Origin of the sequence: Paenibacillus sp. P13VS (genome assembly GCF_015143645.1) — a bacterium.
GTDB classification, from domain to species: Bacteria; Bacillota; Bacilli; order Paenibacillales; family Paenibacillaceae; genus Paenibacillus; species Paenibacillus xylanilyticus_A.
In genome coordinates this window covers 348,975-370,658 of record NZ_WYEV01000005.1, presented here as the reverse complement: position 1 = coordinate 370,658, position 21,684 = coordinate 348,975, and the positions used below count along the sequence as shown (strand labels likewise).

The following is a 21,684-nucleotide window of genomic DNA, read 5'->3' as shown; positions in this document are numbered from 1 at the left end:
TTTTTTGAATACGCTATCATTTTTTATTGAACTTTGATAGGAAACAGTGTAGCGTTAAGATGGGAAGTGTACCCATATGAACGTAAACTCACCCAAAGGGAGCGTGCGAAGCGAATGAAGTCTTTTTTGGATGAACAATTTTTGCTGCACAATGAGACAGCCGTCAAGTTATATGAGGATTACGCCAAGCACATGCCGATTATTGACTACCACTGCCATCTTAGTCCACAGGAGATCTACGAGAACAAGACCTTTGGCAATATTACGGAAGCCTGGTTGTACGGGGATCACTACAAGTGGCGGTTAATGCGGGCAAACGGTATCGAAGAGCAGTACATCACTGGTGGTGAGGGCGTGACCGATTACGATCGTTTCCTGGCTTATGCCAAAACGGTACCCATGATGATCGGCAACCCGTTATATGCCTGGTCCCACCTGGAATTGCAGCGGTACTTCGGGGTATATGAAGTGTTGAATGAGAGCAGTGCTCCAGGAATCTGGGGAAAAGTAAATGCCAAGCTGAACAGTGAAGGATTTGGTGCACGTGACCTGATCACGAAATCCAATGTCACGGTTGTGTGCACGACCGATGATCCTTGTGATTCACTGGAATATCATCTGAAAATTCAGGAAATCGAAGGCTTTGATACAGCTGTGCTGCCTTCTTTCCGTCCGGATAAGGGGCTTGAACTGAACCGGGATACCTTCATCGAATGGGTAAGCAAGCTATCTCAGGCTTCGGGTACAGCAATCTCTGATTATGATTCATTCCTCTCTGCGCTGGAATCCCGGGTGGAGTTTTTCCATTCCGTGGGTGGCCGAGTTTCCGACCATGCACTGGACTATGTGCCATATGGCAAGGCAACACGGGAAGAAGCGGCAGCCATTTTTGCCAAAGCACTCGCAGGTCATCAAGTAAGCCGTGAGGAAGAGGACAAGTACAAGACCGTTACACTGACCTTCCTGGGCAAGCTATATGCGGAGCGGGGCTGGGTGATGCAGTTCCATATGAATGCAGCCCGTAATAATAACAGCCGGATGTTCGCTCAGCTTGGACCGGATACCGGATATGATGCGGTGAATGATACGCCGCTCTCTTCTGCGATGATCGGTCTGCTGGACGCACTGGAGCAGGAGAAAGCACTGCCCAAAACCATTCTATATTCCTTGAATCCGCGGGATAATGAAGTGCTGGCTGCCATTGTCGGCAGTTTCCAGGGCGGCGGTATACCAGGCAAAATTCAGCTGGGTGCAGCATGGTGGTTCAACGATACCAAGGATGGCATGCTCGCTCAGATGAGAGCGCTGGCCAACGTTGGTTTGCTGAGCCGTTTTGTGGGGATGCTGACAGACTCTCGCAGCTTCCTTTCCTACACAAGGCACGAATATTTCCGCCGTCTGGTCTGCAACCTGATCGGGGAATGGGTGGAGCAAGGAGAGGCGCCGCACGATATGGAATTGCTTGGACAGATGGTTCAAGGCATTGCCTACAACAATGCCAAGGAGTACTTCCCCTTCTCGCCTTCCCTCAAAACCGTATCTGCTTCGCAGTCCTGATTAACATTGAACTTTTCGAAACCGTGGCAATTTGCCGCGGTTTTTTTGTGGTGTCATTTACCTATTTGACTTCCTCCGCTGACGAAAATATAATTAGGATACCTAATTAATTGATATACTATTTAATAGTGATCCTATGTTAATTGAGAATTCATTGAGAATGCAAAAAGGAGGAACGCCATATGACAGGTCTGGATCCAGTGGCCCAAAAGCTGCTGTATTCCATTATGCAGTTTAATAAAGGCAAATGGAGACAGCATAAGCCCCACGGGCGCAACCATAATGAAATTATGGTATTGGCCTGTTTGCTCCACGGTTCACATCCGGGAGAGCGTCTGGATTGGAGAGATAATCCCCCCGATTTTCACAGCGAATTGAATGAAGATCATCCAGGACTGAAAGTATCGGAGATCAGTGCATTGCTGCGAGTAAAATCACCGACGATTACCCCAGTCATCCGTGGGCTTGAGGATGAGGGACTGGTCAAGCGAACCATGGACCCTGATGATCGCCGTGCCGTGCGTATTACGATTACGGAAGCAGGCCGTGATATCATTCGGGCTGCTCATGACGAGCGCATGCAGATATTCAACAGATTGGTTGAGCATCTGGGAGAGGAAGACAGTACCCAGTTAGCCGAGCTGCTGACGAAAGTATATAGCTTTTTTGACTCGCTCGCTTCCCAGCAAAAGGAGCATTCAACCGAAGGAGATGATACGCCATGATGAAACTGTTTCGCATGCTCAAGCCTTATCAAATCCCCATTATCTTCATTTTGGGTCTGGTACTGCTGCAATCACTCGCCGAGCTGTACCTGCCAACCTTGATGGCCGATATCGTCAATGATGGTATCGTCAAGGGTAATGTTCCGTACATTTGGCAAATTGGCGGCTGGATGCTTGTCATTGCGATTGGGGGTACGGCCTGTTCCGTATTGGCCAGTTACCTGTCTTCCCGTACAGCGGGCGGATTTGCCAAGCAGCTGCGCAGCCGGGTTTTCCGCCACGTGGAGAATTTCTCGCTGCAGGAATTTGATAAGCTAGGCACCGCATCACTGATCACCCGTACGACGAATGACATTACGCAGGTTCAGAACGTATTAACGATGATGCTGCGCATGATGATTATGGCTCCGATGATGTGTATCGGTGGTATCTTCATGGCGGTATCCCAGGACGCCAAATTGTCCACGATCTTCCTGGTCGTGCTGCCTGTACTGGCGGGTGCGATTGCACTGATTGGAGCCAAGGGTCTTCCGCTATTTAAACAAATCCAAAAAAAGCTGGACCGGCTGAATTTGGTTCTGCGTGAGCAATTAACAGGTATTCGTGTCGTTCGTTCCTTCAACCGCGGAGAACATGAACGCGTTCGTTTTAACGGAGCGAATACGGATCTGAGAGATGCTTCGATCAAAGTTAACGTTCTGATGGCGACATTGATGCCTGTTATGATGCTTGTCATGAACTTCTCCATGATCGCCATTCTATACTTCGGAGGACAGCGCATAGACAGTGGAAACATGGACATTGGTTCCCTGATTGCGTTTATCCAGTACGCGATGCAGATCATGTTCTCACTGATTATGGTTTCCATTATTTTTGTCATGATTCCAAGAGCTTCTGCATCCGCAGAACGGATCAACGAAGTGCTGGATATGCAGCCTGACCTTAGTGATCCAGAGCAGCCTCGTGGCATGAAATCCCTGCAGGGCACCATTGAATTCGACAATGTGACCTTCCGTTATCCGGGAGCAGAGAATGCGGCATTGTCGGGTATTTCGTTTACGGCCCGTCCGGGAGAGACCACAGCCATTATTGGTGGTACAGGATCAGGGAAATCCACGCTGCTCAGCCTTATTCCCCGTTTCTATGATGTAACAGAAGGCAGTGTGCGGGTGAACGGTACGGATGTACGTGAAATCAGTCAGGAAGATTTACGCGCGAAAATTGGCTTTGTGCCACAAAAGGCCGTCCTCTTCACGGGAACGATTGCGGAGAATATCCGCCACGGGAAAGAAGATGCCACGATGGAGGAAATCGTTCATGCAGCCCGGACCGCTCAGGCCGAGAACTTCATCTCCGAGATGAAGGACGGGTATGACAGCCTTATTGCTCAAGGTGGTAATAACGTTTCTGGTGGACAGAAACAGCGTTTGTCCATTGCACGCGCACTTGTTCGTCGCCCGGAAGTGTATATTTTCGACGACAGCTTCTCCGCTTTGGATTTCAAAACCGATGCCAAACTTCGTGCTGCGCTGAAATCCGAAACGACCGAAGCGGCGGTGCTGATTGTTGCACAGCGAGTAAGTACAGTTATGGATGCAGATCGCATTCTGGTTATGGATGAAGGACGCATTGTTGGCTCCGGTACCCATAAGGAACTGCTTGCGAATAATGAAGTGTATCGCGAGATCGTATCATCCCAGCTGACAGAGGAGGAGATCGCATGAGTGAGCGTACCGAACATAAAAGCAGAGCACCTCGCCCCTCTGGCGGACCAGGTCACCCAGGTGGCGGTATGGGCATGCGTCCTCCGGGCGAAAAGCCGAAGGACTTCAAGGGTACCCTGCGGCGGCTGATCAAGTATCTCCAGCCACACCGATATCGTCTGCTCGGTGTATTGGTAGCTGCAATCCTCAGTACCGTGTTCAGCATTATCAGTCCAAAGGTTATGGCTGAAGGAACCGATATACTGAGCCAAGGCGCCATTGCTATTCTGCAGGGCATACAGGGTGCAGGTATTGATTTTCCTGCATTAATGAAAGTGTTGTACCTGCTCTTGGGGTTGTACCTGTTCAGTGCAGCATTTATGTATATTCAACAATACCTGATGGCTGGTGTTGCTCAGCGAGTGGTCTATGACATGCGTGAGCAGATCAGCGCCAAAGTGGGCCGGCTGCCACTGAAATACTTTGACTCCCGTACCCACGGGGAGACGCTCAGCCGGGCAACCAATGATGTGGATAACATCAGTAATACGCTTCAGCAGAGTTTGGCCCAGTTTATTACTTCTGTCGTAACCATTGTCGGCGTAATTATCATGATGCTGACGATTAGTCCATGGATGACACTGATCACCATTTTGACGCTGCCACTCAGTGTAATCGTTGTGATGCTGGTGGCATCCCGTTCACAAAAGCATTTTGCGGGACAGCAGAAATCACTGGGTGAGCTGAACGGACATGTCGAGGAAATGTACACTGGACACAAGGTCGTAAAAGCATTTGGACGCGAAGAACAATCGGTACAGCAATTCGAGAAAGTCAATGAAGAGCTGTATGAATCGGGCTGGAAGGCTCAATTTATCTCAGGGATCATCATGCCGCTTATGAGTTTTGTCGGTAACCTGGGTTATGTTCTGATCTGTGTGGTCGGCGGGATCTTTGTTACACGCGGCGCTATCTCGATCGGGGATATTCTGGCGTTCACGCAGTACTCTCGTCAATTCACACAACCGATTAACCAGATTGCCAACATCTCCAATATCATTCAGTCCACGATCGCTTCGGCAGAGCGGGTGTTCGAGCTGCTGGATGAAGAGGAAGAGGTACCAGAGTCCAACAAGCCAGTACAATTACAGCAGCCTCAAGGAGCGGTTGCGTTCCAAGGCGTTAATTTTGGATATAAACCGGATGAACTGCTTATTAAAAATATGAACATCGATGTTAAGCCGGGTCAAACCGTGGCCATCGTAGGACCAACCGGCGCGGGTAAGACAACACTGATCAACCTGTTGATGCGTTTCTACGAAATTCAGGATGGGAAAATCACGATCGACGGTGTCGATATCCGGGACATGGAACGCGGCAAGCTGCGCAGTCTGTTCGGAATGGTGCTTCAGGATACATGGCTGTTTAACGGAACCATTCGGGACAACATCGCGTATGGACGTGAGGGTGCAACCGAAGCAGAAGTGGTTAAGGCGGCAGATGCGGCCCATGCCGATCACTTTATTCGTACGCTGCCGGATGGCTATGATACCGTGCTGAACGAAGAAGCATCCAATATCTCTCAGGGACAGAAACAGCTGCTGACGATTGCAAGAGCCATCTTGGCGAATCCGTCCATTCTTATTCTGGATGAAGCAACGAGCAGCGTGGATACCCGGACTGAGGTATTTATTCAGAAAGCAATGAATGATCTGATGAAGGATCGCACGAGCTTCGTCATTGCTCACCGCTTGTCTACCATTCGCGGGGCGGATCTCATCCTTGTCATGGATCACGGTAATGTGATTGAACAGGGCAACCATGATGAATTGATGGCACAGCAAGGATTCTACGCGGATCTGTACAACAGCCAGTTTGCTGAGCAGCAGCCCCAGGCCATCTAATTGAACGGATGCATACAATGATATAGAAATAAGCCGGACTCCCTGTTGGGAGCCCGGCTTATTTGCTGTGTCGTATCCTTTTGCCGCCTGGTTGAAAATGAATTACTTGTCTTTGGATTCCACCACGGCTGTACGATCTGCGTCATCACTGGAATCGCCCTTCTCTTCAGGCTTTGCGTCCGTGTTCGCTTCTTGAAGAGCTGACGGGGCGGGTTCGCCCGGAATTTGCTCACGCTGTTCAAGCATACGTTTCACGACCTCATAACAGTCATCGACATGTTTGTTACCCACATAACGCATGGCTGTGAAGCTGAGAGCTGCGGCTAGACCTTGGCCTGCAAGTGGAACGAACTTGGCTACGGATTTGGTGGCTACGCGTACGCCGACCCGCTTCAGTACCTGAACGACAAGCTCCTTCGTTACCATGCGTCCGATGACTTTGCTTCCGATAGACATGACGAATCCGTAAATCATGGATTTGGTCTCGGGGTCCATGCCGTCGAGCTGTTTTTGCGACAGTCCGAATTTATTGTTAATGGCAGGCAATAGCTGCATAAGCATCCCCACATCAGCCAGCACGTCTGTACCGGGTAACGGGACAAGTGTAGTACCAGCAGAAGCGGTTGCTCTCTTGCGGACCATCGTGCGGCATTCCTTGCGGACTTGCTCCAATTGTTCCAACGTTGCCGGAATCATAGGAAATCCCTCCATTCGTATATGGTATAGATATAACCGATTTAGCTCCTTTTGAATGGCGTTTCCCCCGTGGGGGTGATTATGGAGTGTGAAGTAACCTTTTCCCTCTACCATGCGTTTAGTAAAAAAAGGAAAATACTCATTAACCATGTACGATTTCTATTTATTACGGATGTGAGGGGATTACGATGCATACACGGTTATATGTACACCTGTTATTATGTTGTGTATGTTGGCTGTTCATTACAAGCTGTTCAGCACAGGAGGGGAAGGACAAGGTGGAATCCAGTACCAATCAGGAATTATCCGCTGATGAACGGAATGCACTTCTGAAGAAAATCGAGCCGAAACAGATTGAGGCGATGAACCGATTGGGGCTGCAGCTGATCAGAGAGCTTGGAGCACAGGAGGCATCGAGCGGGAAGAATCTGCTGATCTCTCCATATAGTATCTCAGTGGGGATGGGCATGGCGTACCTTGGCAGTGAGGGAGAAACAAGGCGGGAAATGGCAGAAGCGATGGGTTGGTCAGGACGGGATGATGAGCAATTAAACACTACGCAAGCAGCACTGTATCAATTATTGATGCATCCTGGCTCTGAAATAGAGATTGAAATTGCCAATGCGGTGTGGATTAAGAACGGAGTCACAGTAGAAGATGAGTATAAGGCTAAATTACAGCAAACATTTGAAGCCGAATTCAGGCCATTACATACACAACCTGAACAGGCCAAAGATGAAATTAATCGTTGGGTGGAAGAGCATACTCGTGGCAGGATCCCACAATTGATGCAGGAATCACCTGCAGCGGAAACGCTCATGATTTTGGTGAATGCCATAGCCTTTGACGGCAACTGGACGAATGAATTTCAACCTGAGTATACAAAAGATGGCGATTTCCGGCTCGCAAATGGAAGCACGAAGTCTGTGCCGATGATGCATCAATCGAAGCAGTTTCATTACACGGAGAATGAGGATTGGCAGGCTATTCGGCTTCCCTATGGGGATGAACAAATGTATATGCTGGTTGTATTGCCCCGGGAGGGTCATACGTTGGAAGAAATCCAGCTGCAGCTGGAGGATCATCCCCAAAAGCTGAATGAACCATCTGACTTCAGGTCGGTAGACTTGTCTTTGCCCCGCTTTCGAGCCGAGTATGGCGTTCATTTAAAAGAAGCCATGCGGCAGCTTGGGATAGAGAAGGCTTTTGATCCACATGCTGCTGATTTTACAAACATGATCCCGCGTGGACCGGACTGGCAGGCCTATATTGGCCAAATCATCCACCGAGCTGTGATGGAAGTGAGTGAGCAAGGAACCGTAGCAGCCGCTTCTACCCTCTTGGATATGAGAGCAGGGAGTGCGCCACCTACGGATCGTGTCCAGATGGAGGTTAATCGTCCATTCATGGTTGCTGTGGTGGATGATTCAACTGGAGCATGGGTTTTCGCCGGAGCCATCCAGCAGCCTGAACAGGTCGCTTCCGACTGACGTCTGAGCTGTAAGTAGAAGTATAGGCTCTTTCGCTACTGCTTCAACCTTGACGGCTAAAGGGTAAACAAGCATTAGAATGGAGGAAGAGAGCGATGGCATTTAACAAAGCACTGTTAATTCATCACAATCATGCCGGAAAAGCGAATCGTGCGGATGCTGTAGGTACTGCAGCCGGAGTACTTGCGCCTGCTGTTCGTGAGCTTGTTGTTGTACGTACCGACGAACCCGGAGAGGGGGAAGCCTTGTGCCGGGATCGCGGGGAAGAGTTCGATGTCGTTTTTATTTTGGGTGGGGACGGTACGGTGCATGAATGCGTGAATGGACTGGCCCGTCTGCAGAACCCGCCGCTGATTGGGATTTTGCCTGGAGGGACCTGTAATGATTTTGCACGTTCTCTCGGATTGTCACCGGATGTGGAGGTTGCGGCACGTCAGCTGCTTGAGGGTCATGCTGTTTCGATTGATATTGGGCAGGCCAATGATCGGGTATTCACGAACTTTTTTGGCATTGGATTAATCAGTGATACATCGCAGAATATTAACTCCAACCTGAAGGGTACGCTGGGTAAGCTGAGCTACTTCATCAGCACATTGCAAACCATTAGTAACACCGAGCCTTTTCATTACCGGATGGAGGCTGACGGCAAAACGATGGAAGGGGAAGCCGTCATGATCTACGCGGCGAACGGACGGTTTCTTGGAACGAATTCACTTCCATTTGCCCCAGATGCGCTGCAGGATGGTGAACTGGATATCCTCATTATTCATGAGACGGGCATTCCGCTGCTGCGAGAGATCCTGTCGCACAAACCGGAGGGAGAGTGGCAGCCACAGAATAAAAGTATCAGTTACTTCAAGGCATCAACCCTGCTGCTGGAGACGGATGCGCCCATGCCCGTTGATACGGATGGCGAATTGTACATGAAGACACCCGCCGAGCTGTCGGTGCTGGCGGGCCATCTGACTTTTTTGACCGGAGATGTGTACTAAGCACTTCTCCGGTTCATTATATATCAATTACCTTGCCGCGCAGGGCCTGTCATCTGACCTGGGGCATGCCGTTCACGGAATTCATGCTCCAACATACTCATGAGAATAGCATCATGATATTGGTGGTTGACGGGGAACACGTGGTGATGATGTTGGTTGGGACATTCGTGATACCTCCTAGAAAGTCATAACGCTTGGGCAATGGTCTATCCATATCAATGCCACTGTATAAACTGTTGAATTCTGATATCTCAATAAAGTATACGTTAATTTCGCTGAACGGCTCCGTCCAGGAATAAGGAAACCAGCTCATGAGCCAAGTCTTCAATGCTTCCGTGCATGCTGCGCACATCCTCCCGGTTCGCGAGCATGAGCAGGGATGTGAATGCTTGGGCGAGCAGCATAGGGCTCGCAGAGCGCAAATAACCGCTGTCCATCTCCCGTTTGAAATGTGTGGCGAGAACATCGAAGATCTGTGTCTCGGCTTCACGGATCTGCGCAAGCTGGTCAGCATTGAGATAGGTCTCGGCTTCACGCATCATGGTTTCCGTGTCCACATGGGACTGCTGCATTTTGGCTGCAGCAACATTCTCCAGTCGCTGCTGCAAGGAGCCGGGCTCTTCCAAACGAAGAGCCGTCTGCTGCTGGCCCATGGCCATCATACGCGTTATGGCGACAGTGAAGAGCTCCGGTTTGCTGGAAAAATGATAATAGATGGACGCCTTGGTCACATGGCATAGTGTGGCAATCTGCTGAAGAGAGACGGGTTCATAACCATATTCCATAAATAACTGCGAAGCAGTCATGAGTATCTTCGACTGGACTGATGTCTGATCGGTACCTGCTTTGGGTCTTCCGGGTGACCGGGAAGGTGTAGTCTTTTTAGTCATGCGGCATACCTCTTTACATAAAAATTATCTTGGCATAAAGTGTTCAAAAAATTAGTATTGCAAAATTAACCTTACGGTATATATAATTAACTCGATTATACTATGACCCGTGGTTCATTTCTACAATTCATATACAAAACGGTTTCATAGAAACAGAACAGGAGATGAAGAAACGATGCAAGAAGGATCGGGCTACGGCCGCTGGGTTGCGGGTAAACGGACCAAATGGATTACACTGTTCGTATGGATTATTATTGCGGTTGTACTCGGCGTAGTATGGCCAGCCGTAGGCGAGCGCGAGACGAATAACGCACAGGACCTGAGTGATTCCAAGCCGTCCGTCCAGGCAGCTGCCATTGCTCAAAAGGAGTTTCCAGGTGGTGAAGGCCTCCCTGCATTAATTGTATGGCATCAGGCCGGCGGGCTGACGGACCAGCAGATCGAACAGATTCAGGCGCTGACAGAGCGGCTGGATCAGGATCCGGTAGAGCAGCAGCAAGCGGTTGTGCCGTTCTACCAATTGCCACCACAAGCTATTCAAGGCCAGCTGTCGGAAGACGGAAGTACGTTGGTTATGCCGCTTTTCTTCAATGAAGGCGCAGACTCTGAACAATTGAAGGAAGGCATTGAGGCGGTTGAGCAGAAAACGGAGGACATTTTTGGTTCCAATCCGTTTGATGTCGCTATAGACGATGCCAATGCACTAAGTGCACGGGTCACCGGACCTGTAGGAATATCCATTGATGCGAGCGGATTATTCTCATCGGCCGACGTATCCCTGTTGATTGCAACGGTGATTCTCGTCCTGGTGCTTCTGCTGCTGATCTACCGCTCACCGGTACTGGCAATCATCCCCATTATTGCGGTTGGTTTCGCCTACATGGTCACGAGTCCGATACTTGGATTTATGGCCGATCAGGGCTGGATTACAGTGGATGCCCAGTCGATCTCCATCATGACCGTATTATTGTTCGGAGCAGGTACGGACTACTGCCTGTTCATGATCTCCAGATTCCGCCAGATTCTCTATCATGAACCGGATAAAAAGAAGGCGTTGTTCCAGGCCATCACCGGATCATCCGGTGCGATCGCCATGAGTGGATTCACAGTCGTTGCAGCCCTGCTCGTGCTGCTGCTGGCGGAGTACGGTGCCTATCACCGTTTTGCAGTTCCATTCAGTTTGTCCATTTTCATCATGTTTATTGCCAGCTTGACGCTGGTTCCGGCACTGCTTGCCATCTTCGGGCGGGGATCATTCTACCCGTTCGTACCGCGTACGCACGAAATGGAAGTGGAGCGTGCCAAGAAAAAAGGCAAACCAGCTCCGGCTCCGCGCAAAGTCAAGGAAAGCTGGATTGGTCGCGCAGTCATCACCAAACCATGGACTGTACTGGCCATTACGCTGGTACTGCTCGGTGGTCTGGCAGCCTTCTCCAGCCAGATCAAATTTACGTATGACCTGCTGTCTTCCTTCCCGGAAGACGTACCTTCACGTGAAGGATTTACGGTCATTGGGGAACAGTTTTCGCAAGGCGAATTGGCTCCAGCCAAGGTCATTATAGATTCAGAGGGCAAGGAAACCGATCTGAAGCAGCGTCTTGAAGCTTTGGATTATGTAAGCAAGGTGGGTGAAGCTCAGCAGGGTGCTGAGAATGCCAACATTACCGCCTATGATGTCGAGTTTAACCTGAATCCGTACTCCATGGAGGCCATGCAGCATATTCCGGACTTGCGGGCGACGGCTGAGCAGGCATTAACTGACGCAGGAATTACCAGTGTGGACAGTCATGTCTGGATTGATGGCCAAACTGCAGAGCAGTATGACATCGAAGTGACCGGAGAGCGGGATGCGAGCATCATTATCCCTGTGGTCATCGGCATGATTACATTGCTGCTTTTGTTATACCTGCGCTCCGTAGTAGCGACGGCATATCTGATCGCCACAGTGGTTCTCTCCTATTTCTCGGCCCTTGGTCTCGGATGGCTTATCATCCATTATGGCTTGGGTGCAGATGCCATTCAGGGTGCGATTCCGCTGTATTCATTCGTATTCCTGGTCGCGCTCGGTGAGGACTATAACATCTTCATGATCTCAAGTATCTGGCAGAAACGCAAAACGATGCCTTTACGCCAAGCGATCAAGGAAGGGGTAGGCGAGACAGGTTCTGTTATTACTTCCGCAGGTCTGATTCTCGCAGGAACGTTTGCCGTACTGGCAACACTGCCTATTCAGGTACTGGTGCAGTTCGGAATTATTACGGCAGCGGGCGTGCTGCTCGATACATTCCTTGTCCGTCCATTCATGGTGCCTGCCATTACAGCCTTGTTGGGCAAATGGGCATTCTGGCCAGGTAAATACAAGCCTGTTGCCGAGGAAGCAAGAGAGAAGCAAACGTCCTCCTCTATGTAATTTGAAGTCGGAATTCCGGTAGTTCGGTTCATGTTACTGCTTGATGAGCAGCGCATGGATCTGGAAGACGCGGGCAGTGTGAACAACAGCACTGCCCGTTTTTTTATGGCAACTCTGAGGCGATGGTTTACGTATAACAGGGTTTTGGGACATAATAGAGGGAACGTTGGTCCAGGGGCTGACGGATGAAAGTACATCAATGGGACAACCAGGGGAAGGATGAAAGTAAGTAATGACGAACCAACTTAATGTGTATTTTAACCATGATGGCGGCGTGGATGACCTCGTATCGCTGTTCATGCTTCTGCAGATGGATAATGTAAAAGTTACAGGTGTATCAGTTATTCCGGCAGACGGATATTTGGAGCCAGCGACGGATGCCAGTCGTAAAATTATTGATCGCTTCGGTACGTATTCCGTCGAAGTATCGAAATCCAACTCCAGAGGTAAAAATCCATTTCCTGCAGCGTGGAGATTGCACTCCTTCTATGTAGATGCACTGCCTATACTTAATGAATCTGGCAAAATGGAAGCGCCTTTGTCAGCTGTTCCGGCTCACCAGCACCTGATTGAGAAGGTTCGTAACACAGAAGGCAAAACACTTCTTTTGTTCACAGGCCCACTGACGGACCTCGCACGTGCACTTGACGAAGCACCAGACATTGAAGAGAAAATCGACAAACTGGTGTGGATGGGCGGTACGTTCGAAAAAGGAAACGTGGAAGAGCCTGAGCATGATGGCACAGCCGAATGGAACGTATTCTGGGATCCGGAAGCGGCTTACCGTGTATGGGAAAGCGGCATCCAGATCGACCTGGTTGCACTGGAGAGCACAAACAAAGTCCCTCTTACACCTGCTGTGCGTAATCGCTGGGCAGCAGAGCGCCGCTACGAAGGCGTGGACTTCCTTGGAAACTGTTACGCAGGATGCCCGCCACTGGTGTACAGTGAAACCAACTCCACATATTATCTGTGGGACGTGCTGACAACAGCTTCCGTGGGTCGCGAAGATATCGTGAAAAAGAAAACTGTGAACTGCATCGTAATTCCAGATGGTCCTAGCCAAGGCCGTACGGTAGAGCAAGCGGACGGACGTCCTGTGCAGCTGGTGTACGATACCGATCCGGATGCATTCTTTACTTATATGACCGATCTGGGTAAAAAGGCTGCTCCGCAGCGCTACTAATCCAGACAACCAAAGCATTGTCCTTTGACTATTATTAGAAGATCATAAAAAGCCGCAGGCAGAGTGGCCGGGATTTTTCCCGGGTGCTGCCGTGCGGCTTTTTTTTATTTTAAATCACACAAACATTGCTGCAGGTCCAAGCGTACTCCGTGAATCCAGGATTCGAAGAATAATGGAGCAGCAACATTACATCGTTCCGCCACCTTGGCGAACGGAAGGAGGAATTTTCTCTGGTCCCTGGTTAATGTACCGGTTAATAAATGTACCGACTTTGGCATCGTCGAAGGTATCCAGCTTCATCGTTTTGGTCCAGGCCGTCACGACGACTTCACTGCCTTCTGGAATATCCTTGTTTGGTACAGCCAGTATGCCGGCGCCCGCCTTACGGAACTTGGTCAGATATTTCAGGTGCTCCTTCAGGTCTTCGCTGGCGTCCTCACGATAATAGATGATGATATCGCCATGCTCCAGATTGTGAACAAGATAAGGATATCCCGGAAAATCGGTGTAAAAGCCAAACTTGATATCATGTGGGTTATGAGGCCCCGAAGTGGGAATGGTCATGTCGTAATCAATAGGGTCTTCCGTATGCTCTGCACCATAGTAAGGATCATCTGTTACTTCAATGTTGGCATTAGCGTTAAGATCAGCCACGTCATATTTGTCGAAAGCACCTTGCGTGAAGAACAGAATAAGGATTATGACGGAAACACCGAGCAATGCGTGTGCAGCCAGCCGGATGGAGCGGGTTTTCTTTTTGATGGTGGCTCGTTCATCCTTCTTCATATGACTTAGTATTTTGCCCTGTGTACGCGAAGCTAGAATATAAGCTGCGATGGAGAGCAGCAGCAGGACTGCCCCTACAATGAGCCACAGATAGGATGTTCCTGCCTCGTGGTTCATTTGCATGTGATTCATATCGTGATTCATCGATTGATCCTCTTCTTTCTTTTCTAAAATGGAAATTGCCTTTAATATCACTACATCATGTAGTGTTTAACTGCGCCGAGAACCCTTCTTCAAGGAAACTGTGAAGTTCCCGGTACGTAAATTCAAACATAAGGTTTGCACTACACATTATAGTGTATCGAAGATGCCAGTGCAATCCTGGATCGGGAAACGAAAAAAGACTCTTCTGATTAGAACCAGAGGAGTCTCTTCGTAGATGGAGTTTTGAAATGAAAATCGGACTACAGACGACCGAATGGTGACAGCATCATGCCCAGAATTCCAAGAATGGAGCCTGCGAGCAAACGGTACAAAATGTAGAGCAAAACAACGTTGGCAATAAGGACAGTATACATGCTGTCGATGGCTGACTTCGTACGATTGAGCGGATGTTGGAACAGCACCGCATTCATGCCTGCAAAAACAATGACATACGAAACAACCAGCAGGAAGATCGCGATCGGATATGAAATAAAGATAAACAAGTTCGCGAGCACAAGTGCTGCAACAGACGGAACAAGTAGGGCACCATACTGTGCTACCAGCGTTTTCGGACGAAACGTGATTTTCTCGATTTTCAGTACAGCGTAGATCAGTACTACAGCCACAAGCAGGATGATCGCGGTAAACAGCAGCGGGCGGATGAATCCAGCTACGAATAAACCACCCATATCTAACCGGCTGAAGGTAAGTAAAAAGTAAGTAGAGGACAGGATTGCAATGAGAGCCATCGTAATTAATCCATTCAGCGCATGTTGATCACCGACGGTTTTCATCGTTTGGTAAGGACGGGCTAGGACGCTAACAAAATAGGATATGTACTGTTTGCTGACTTCTTTGGCTTGCTGCACCTTCTCATTTTGCATGACATTGTTCCACTGATTGGTGTCACCTGCAGACGCGTGGTTATTCGGGCCGGAATTGTCATACGTCTGGTCATGAGGTGTTGGAGCAGAAGGTGTACGGGATGGAACGGATTGAGAAGGTGCTGCTTGCGTACTGGACCAACGTGTATATTCGGATTCTGCTGCAGCAGCTGATTCGTGGTCACGGGGAGTGGCAGAAGAAGATGGGGACTGAGTCAGATCTGTACCACACCTCTCGCAGTAATGCGCATTTCCATTTTCATGATTACATACCGGGCATTTCATAAGATGGGCCTCCAATTTCATATATTAAGTAATATAGACATTTTGTCTCATTTTAACGTTTGATGCCGAAGTTTGTCTATGTTTACAGCGTAATCAATAACCGTAATTTCCCAAAAGAAACAAACGGTGTATCAAAAATGATTTTCCAAGCAACAATATTATAGGAAGTGATCAGGTAGAAGGTTTTCGTTTACAGTGGAATTGGCATATGAATTTCGGTGTTTTTTTGGTCATCGTTCGCTTTTATGTGTTATTTGCATGTTAAGTATATCTTTTGGGTTGCCTCCTACCTCATATTTATGTATAATCAAACGTGTTAACACGTCGAATGTACGGTAGTAAATGATGAAGGTGAATTCATGGAACTGCTGGACAGTAATGAAAGTAAGAAAAAGATGTGCCAGTACTACAACGAAATTTCGAAGGAACTATTCGGCTTCGGAACCACTCTCCTGAGAGTGACCGTGGATCAGAATATTGTGACCTTCTTTGCCAAGCACCGACGTTCGCCACGCTCTGACGCCCTGGAAGGGGAGGCCCCCGGCTTGAAGCTGGAAGTGGACTTCCGCATGTCTGTCTTATATAAGAAGAAATTCCGGGAGAAGCTCGAGCAGCACATGGGTTTGCCAATTGAAGCTGTATTAAGGGATTACGATGCGTCCACACAGTGGGCCATCACGAATATCATTCTGGAACAGGCATAACGTGAATCGACTGGTTCGATTCGGGTCATGCGCGCGTTTCGATTATATCGTCCCAACAATTTCATATGATGGCGTCTTGTCTTCGGATTGATTCTGAAGCAGAAACCAATGATGTACCGGCAGCGGGTGTCGCTTTCCTTTGTTTACGAAGAAAAGTGTTCTTGTTCTTACAAGAATGCTTTTCTTTTTGTTTTTTTATAACACATCACACATTTCAGGAGGAATTCAAGATCATGATGAAAAAGTGGGTTAGCGGTTTGGCAGCAGTGGCAATGACATCGGTATTACTTGCAGGTTGCGGCAGCAGCACGGATGATGCGGCAGGTGGATCTGGCAGTGAGGGAACAGCAGCGAACAAACTGGTGATCTCCACTTGGGGCTTCTCTGAAGATTTCTTCAATGAAGAAGTATTTGGTCCATTCGAAAAAGAACATAATGTGGACATCGTGCTTGAAGTCGGTAACAACGCTGAGCGTCTGAACAAAATCCGTCAAGGTACATCGAATGTGGATGTCATTTACCTCTCCGACTACTATGCACAGCAAGGTATCGATGAAGGTCTGTTTGAGAAAATCGATCGTTCCAAAATTCCGAATGTAAATGATATTTACGATATTGCCAAAGCACCACTTGGCGAAGATTATGGCCCAGCATACACCGTTGGACAGCTCGGGATTGCCTACAATCCTGACCTCGTCTCCAAAGAAGTGACTTCATGGAGTGATCTGTGGGATCCGGCATTTGAAAATAACCTGACAATCCCGAATATTACGGCAACAGCAGGCCCAATGGTCGTGGATGCTGCTTCCCGCGTAGCCGGAAACGATACATTTAATGAAGATGCGGCATTTACGAAACTGAAAGAATTGAGCGGCAATGTGGTTAAATTCTACAGCCAAACGTCCGAGTTCGTGAACATGTTCTCGCAAGAAGAGATTGCAGGCGGACCGATCATGGAAATGTATTTCAAGGATCTGAAAGCAGCTGTGCCTAATGCGAAGTTTGTTGCACCTAGCGAAGGCGCATATGCAGTTATGAATACAATCAACGTGGTGAAAGGCAGCAAAAACAAAGAGCTCGCCGAAGAGTTCATTAACTGGCAGCTGAGCCAGGATGTACAAGCGAAGTCCGCCAAAGCCAAAGTGGATTCACCGGTAAACACCAAAGTTGAATTGACTGCAGAAGAAGCAGAAGGCGTGACGTATGGCGCTGACGTAGTTGAGAAGCTCAACAAGCTGGATATGGAATTCGTGAACCAACAAGCGAAAGCTTGGACGGATCGTTGGAACCGCGAAATTGCACAATAAGAAACGTGGGATAGAGCTAGATAAGAACGACAAATAGCGACTTATCGAAATGAATAACCTTTGCAGCAAGCACGATCAATGGTAAGGAGTGGAGAACGTATGAGTGAGGCGTTACAACGTATCATCCTGGATGTAGATACGGGTATTGATGATGCGCTGGCCATTTTGCTGGCCGTCAAGAGCCGGAAGCTGGACATTCTCGGCATTACCACAGTTTGCGGGAACGTGTCGCTCCAGCAGGCAACGGATAATACATGCAAGATTCTTGAACTGGCGGATGCGACTGATATTCCTGTGATGGCTGGAGCGGCCAGTCCGCTCACCCGCCAATCACATTATGAACATCGGGTACATGGACAGGATGGATTAGGCGGAGCACTGCCTGATCCGGCCGTGTCCAAGCAAGCGGAAGAGGGTTTTGCGCCGGACTATATTATTGAGCAAGCCAAGCTGTATCCGGGTGAACTCACGCTGATTATGACTGCGCCACTAACCAACCTGGCACTTGCCTTGCTGAAGTGTCCAGAACTGCCTTCATTATTGAAGGAAGTGATCTTCATGGGTGGCGTTGTTCGCGGACATGGCAATATTACACCGACGGCAGAGTACAATACGTACGCTGATCCGGAAGCTGCACGCATTGTTCTGCATGCAGGCATTGAGAAGCTTACGCAGGTTGGGCTGGATGTTACGCGTCAAACGCTGCTGAATGAAGCTACGATTGAACGTCTCACAGATCCTGCGCTGCGTGCGTACGTGGCTCAGAGCACAGAGATCTACATCAACCGTTACGAACAAATGAACGGTATTCGGGCTTGCGCTCTGCATGATCCGCTGGCAGTGGGCGTTGCCCTTGCACCCGAACTGGTAGGACGCAAATCGTATTACGTGGATGTCGAAACGGCCAGCCGCCTGTGCGATGGCCAGATGGTATGTGACTTTCAAAACCGTTTGGGCCAGCAGCCCAACACGCTAGTCTGCGAAACGGTGGACGCGGAAGCGTTCCTTGAACTTTTTATTAACGCATTAAATGCGTAGTTCTACTCCATTCAGTGAGTAAAGTTAGGCTCAGTCTTAAAATTAGTTCTTAATATGATTCGCTTGTAGTGGAGGGACGAAATCGATTCTGAAGAAACGCAGTGTTCGCCTTTATCCCCGGATTTCAACCTTTACTAAAGGATCAAAGAAATCTGGGGATAACAGCGATCGAAAGAACGATTCGGACCGGAACGGTTGCCAAGCAGAGATAGTAAGTACTTGTTTTTGAAATGATCTAAACTTTCGAAACAAACCATTTTATAAGTCAGGAGTACCGCGATGAAGAAATCAGTAATCTACTGGCTATTGCTGCCGGGGTTCGTGTTTTTGGCGGCATTTATGATCATTCCGATTGTCCTGACGATCGGATCAACGTTTTTCCAGGAAAACTCCTTCACATTTGAAGGATACATGCACTTTTTCAGAGACCCTTACTTTTTGAAAATATTGCTTACGACGCTGCAGGTCAGCGTGGTCACCACCCTTGTCTGTGTGGTGCTCGGATTCCCGACAGCTTATTATATTTCGCAAAAAGCGCCGCGCCGCAAAGGTATCCTGCTGGCACTGGCCATTTTCCCATTGCTGACAAGCCCGGTGGTACGCTCGTTCAGCTGGATGATCATTCTTGGACGCAAAGGTCTGATCAACAATGCACTGGTTGGCCTGGGCATCGTGGATAAACCGCTGGATATTCTGTACACGCCGGCAGCCATGATGATTGGTCTGACTCACCTGTTCCTGCCGCTCATGATTATCTCTCTGGTCGGTGTGCTTGAGAACATCGACAATGACCTGCTCAAAGCGGCACAAAGTCTGGGAGCTTCCCGTATCACGGCATTCCGCCGGGTCGTATTCCCGCTGGCTGTGCCAGGGCTTGTGATCGGAGCTGTGCTTGTATTTGTCGGTAGCCTTACGGCGTATACGACACCTGCACTTCTTGGAGGCAAGCAGCGTGTGATCGCCACGTTCCTGTATCAAAACGCCATGACTCTTAACGACTGGTATCTGGCCTCGGTCGTTGCCGCAATTATGATTGTCATCACGTTTGTCGTGGTCGGTGTCATGAACAAAATGGCCAAAACTTTAAATCCGAAGGGGTAGACACATATGCGGGAGAAACATATCGGGCTGGGCCTGTTCAGTCTGCTGGTCTTTATCTTTCTGCTGGGCCCGCTTCTGATCATATCGGTCACTTCGTTTGAACCGGGAACGGTACTGAAATTTCCGCCGGAAGGCTTCTCCTTCCGCTGGTATGAAAATATTTTTAACACAGGCGGGTTCCTCCGCACGTTCCAGACGTCCATCATCATTTCCCTGCTGGGGAATCTGCTGGCGCTGCTGCTCGGAGTACCGGCTGCCTATGCACTCAGTCGTTACGATTTCAAAGGCAAGTCTGTGCTGAACGCACTGTTCCTGTCCCCGGTACTCATTCCGGGAATCGTGCTTGGTTTTACATTGATGAAATATTTGATCGTCATTTATCATCTGCCGATGTATCTGGGCCTGTTGATCGGTCACACGATTATCATGCTTCCATTTATCATTCGCGTCATTGCTTCCAGTCTTTCGAGCTTTGACTTTGCCGTGGAAGAAGCTGCACTGAGTCTCGGCGCAGGGCGGATAAGAACGTTCTTCCAGATCGTGCTGCCCAACATTCGTTCGGGGATTCTGGCGGCCGTGCTGATTGCCTTCCTGGAGTCGTTCAACAACGTGGATATCTCCGTGTTCATGACGGGGCCGGGGGTAAGTACACTGCCGATTCAGATGCTGACGTATGTAGAGAACTATTTTGACCCAACAATTGCAGCCATTTCCGTGCTGCTGATGGTACTGACTGGACTTTTAATGTTCGTGATCGAACGGATCATGGGCGGATTTTCATACTTTACTAAACGTTAATTGGAGGCGCAGAACGCTATGGCATTGCTGACATTGGATCGCGTATCGGTGGCTTACGATAACCAGACGATCCTGAAGGATTTTCAATTGGAGCTGGAAAAAGGTAAGCTGCTCTCCCTGCTCGGACCGAGCGGTTGCGGCAAAACAACTACGCTGCGCCTCATCGCCGGATTCCTGGAAGCATCGCAGGGCAAGTTTATGTTCGGCGGCAAGGACTATACGAAGGTTCCGGCAAACAAGCGGAACTTCGGATTTGTATTTCAGAGTTATGCGCTGTTCCCGCATTTGTCTGTCTATGACAACGTGGCCTTCGGCCTGCGGATGCGCAAGGTAAAAGACAAGGATATCTCTGCACGCGTTATGCGCATTCTGGAAGTGGTGAACCTGAACGGCTTCGAGAAGCGTTTTCCGCAGGAACTGTCCGGTGGACAGCGGCAGCGGGTGGCGATTGCACGTGCACTCGTAATCGAACCGGATCTGCTGCTGTTTGATGAACCGCTCAGCAACCTGGATGCCAACCTGCGACTGAACATGCGGGTGGAGATTCGCCGGATTCAACAGGAGCTTGGTATTACAACGCTGTATGTATCCCATGACCAGGAAGAGTGCTTCTCGATCTCGGATCAGGTAGCCATCATGAACAAGGGCGTTGTCGAGCAGCTTGATCGCCCGGAGACCATTTTCAAATATCCGGCAACCGAATTTGTAGCCCAATTTATTGGATTCCATAACTTTATTGAGTTTGCTGAACGCAGTGATGCAGGAGATCAGATCTCGTTGAAAGCAGGAGGTCGTCTGTTTACAGCGACAGCCCATCCTGGAACGGCACGTCCCGGCGCTCGCAAAGGCGCAATTCGTCCAGATGATCTGATCGTCAGTGGGGATACGTCAGCGGATCTGGCCAACGCTTTGCCAGGTATCGTGAAGGTGAGTACGTATCTTGGACGCAGCTATCAATATGTGATTGAGACCGAACTCGGTGATTTTACGGCAAACCAGGAGATGGAGACACCGTACCTCAGCGGGCAGCGTGTCAGCCTGATTTTCCCGCAGGACAAGCTTGTCCTCGTTGAATAGCAGCCAT

18 protein-coding genes are annotated in these 21,684 nt (G+C 49.2%); 14 read left to right on the top strand and 4 right to left on the bottom strand.

The features are described 5' to 3' along the window. The first annotated feature begins 114 nt into the window (after positions 1 to 114). The 4 genes from uxaC to GUA98_RS15375 all read left to right on the top strand — a co-directional run bounded on the left by uxaC (position 115) and on the right by GUA98_RS15375 (position 5,889). A complete protein-coding gene (uxaC, locus tag GUA98_RS15390; RefSeq protein WP_193723634.1) occupies positions 115 to 1,557 on the top strand; it encodes a glucuronate isomerase in 1,443 nt (480 codons plus the stop codon). A 182-nt stretch (positions 1,558 to 1,739) separates the two neighbouring features. Further along, a complete protein-coding gene (locus tag GUA98_RS15385) occupies positions 1,740 to 2,282 on the top strand; it encodes a MarR family winged helix-turn-helix transcriptional regulator (protein ID WP_127537375.1) in 543 nt (180 codons plus the stop codon). Next, a complete protein-coding gene (locus tag GUA98_RS15380) occupies positions 2,279 to 4,006 on the top strand; it encodes an ABC transporter ATP-binding protein (protein WP_193723633.1) in 1,728 nt (575 codons plus the stop codon). Before GUA98_RS15385 ends, GUA98_RS15380 begins: the two co-directional genes overlap by 4 nt. Continuing rightward, on the top strand, positions 4,003 to 5,889 hold the full coding sequence (locus tag GUA98_RS15375) for an ABC transporter ATP-binding protein (protein WP_286455894.1): 1,887 nt from the start codon (positions 4,003 to 4,005) through the stop codon (positions 5,887 to 5,889). The genes GUA98_RS15380 and GUA98_RS15375 overlap by 4 nt, the downstream gene beginning before the upstream one ends. A gap of 102 nt (positions 5,890 to 5,991) precedes the next feature. On the opposite strand, the gene GUA98_RS15370 is transcribed toward GUA98_RS15375, so the two are convergent. Then, on the bottom strand, positions 5,992 to 6,585 hold the full coding sequence (locus GUA98_RS15370) for a hypothetical protein (protein ID WP_193723632.1): 594 nt from the start codon (positions 6,583 to 6,585) through the stop codon (positions 5,992 to 5,994). A 278-nt stretch (positions 6,586 to 6,863) separates the two neighbouring features. Here GUA98_RS15370 and GUA98_RS15365 point away from each other — a divergent pair, with 278 nt between their 5' ends. Both GUA98_RS15365 and GUA98_RS15360 read left to right on the top strand, forming a co-directional pair. Further along, on the top strand, positions 6,864 to 8,075 hold the full coding sequence (locus GUA98_RS15365) for a serpin family protein (RefSeq protein ID WP_193723631.1): 1,212 nt from the start codon (positions 6,864 to 6,866) through the stop codon (positions 8,073 to 8,075). A 95-nt stretch (positions 8,076 to 8,170) separates the two neighbouring features. After that, positions 8,171 to 9,067, top strand: coding sequence for a diacylglycerol/lipid kinase family protein (locus GUA98_RS15360; RefSeq protein ID WP_193723630.1), 897 nt, complete (start codon positions 8,171 to 8,173; stop codon positions 9,065 to 9,067). 266 nt (positions 9,068 to 9,333) lie between these two features. On the opposite strand, the gene GUA98_RS15355 is transcribed toward GUA98_RS15360, so the two are convergent. Continuing rightward, positions 9,334 to 9,957, bottom strand: a complete 624-nt coding sequence (locus tag GUA98_RS15355) for a TetR/AcrR family transcriptional regulator (protein WP_193723629.1) — start codon at positions 9,955 to 9,957, stop codon at positions 9,334 to 9,336. A gap of 175 nt (positions 9,958 to 10,132) precedes the next feature. Here GUA98_RS15355 and GUA98_RS15350 point away from each other — a divergent pair, with 175 nt between their 5' ends. Together GUA98_RS15350 and GUA98_RS15345 are read left to right on the top strand one after the other, a co-directional pair. Further along, positions 10,133 to 12,367: an MMPL family transporter gene (locus GUA98_RS15350; protein WP_193723628.1), complete on the top strand. Its 2,235-nt coding sequence runs from the start codon at positions 10,133 to 10,135 to the stop codon at positions 12,365 to 12,367. A 232-nt stretch (positions 12,368 to 12,599) separates the two neighbouring features. Next, positions 12,600 to 13,553, top strand: coding sequence for a nucleoside hydrolase (locus GUA98_RS15345; RefSeq protein WP_153980285.1), 954 nt, complete (start codon positions 12,600 to 12,602; stop codon positions 13,551 to 13,553). 186 nt (positions 13,554 to 13,739) lie between these two features. On the opposite strand, the gene GUA98_RS15340 is transcribed toward GUA98_RS15345, so the two are convergent. Both GUA98_RS15340 and GUA98_RS15335 read right to left on the bottom strand, forming a co-directional pair. Beyond that, entirely contained in the window at positions 13,740 to 14,483 is a 744-nt protein-coding gene (locus GUA98_RS15340) for a DUF3105 domain-containing protein (protein ID WP_193723627.1), read from the bottom strand. A gap of 260 nt (positions 14,484 to 14,743) precedes the next feature. Then, positions 14,744 to 15,652: a hypothetical protein gene (locus GUA98_RS15335; protein WP_193723626.1), complete on the bottom strand. Its 909-nt coding sequence runs from the start codon at positions 15,650 to 15,652 to the stop codon at positions 14,744 to 14,746. Between the two features lie 359 nt (positions 15,653 to 16,011). Here GUA98_RS15335 and GUA98_RS15330 point away from each other — a divergent pair, with 359 nt between their 5' ends. The 6 genes from GUA98_RS15330 to GUA98_RS15305 all read left to right on the top strand — a co-directional run bounded on the left by GUA98_RS15330 (position 16,012) and on the right by GUA98_RS15305 (position 21,677). Further along, entirely contained in the window at positions 16,012 to 16,356 is a 345-nt protein-coding gene (locus GUA98_RS15330; protein ID WP_095290982.1) for a Na-translocating system protein MpsC family protein, read from the top strand. Positions 16,357 to 16,592: 236 nt separating this feature from the next. Further along, positions 16,593 to 17,663 carry an ABC transporter substrate-binding protein gene (locus GUA98_RS15325; protein ID WP_153980883.1) on the top strand — a complete coding sequence of 357 codons (1,071 nt, stop codon included), beginning with the start codon at positions 16,593 to 16,595 and terminating at the stop codon, positions 17,661 to 17,663. A 99-nt stretch (positions 17,664 to 17,762) separates the two neighbouring features. Then, positions 17,763 to 18,701, top strand: a complete 939-nt coding sequence (locus tag GUA98_RS15320; protein ID WP_153980282.1) for a nucleoside hydrolase — start codon at positions 17,763 to 17,765, stop codon at positions 18,699 to 18,701. Between the two features lie 279 nt (positions 18,702 to 18,980). After that, on the top strand, positions 18,981 to 19,802 hold the full coding sequence (locus tag GUA98_RS15315; protein WP_095290986.1) for an ABC transporter permease: 822 nt from the start codon (positions 18,981 to 18,983) through the stop codon (positions 19,800 to 19,802). Positions 19,803 to 19,808: 6 nt separating this feature from the next. Beyond that, the gene (locus tag GUA98_RS15310; protein WP_193723625.1) at positions 19,809 to 20,600 is read left to right on the top strand and encodes an ABC transporter permease; all 792 of its coding nucleotides are present in this window, start codon (positions 19,809 to 19,811) and stop codon (positions 20,598 to 20,600) included. An 18-nt stretch (positions 20,601 to 20,618) separates the two neighbouring features. Beyond that, positions 20,619 to 21,677: an ABC transporter ATP-binding protein gene (locus GUA98_RS15305; RefSeq protein WP_193723624.1), complete on the top strand. Its 1,059-nt coding sequence runs from the start codon at positions 20,619 to 20,621 to the stop codon at positions 21,675 to 21,677. The last annotated feature ends 7 nt before the right edge of the window (positions 21,678 to 21,684 follow it).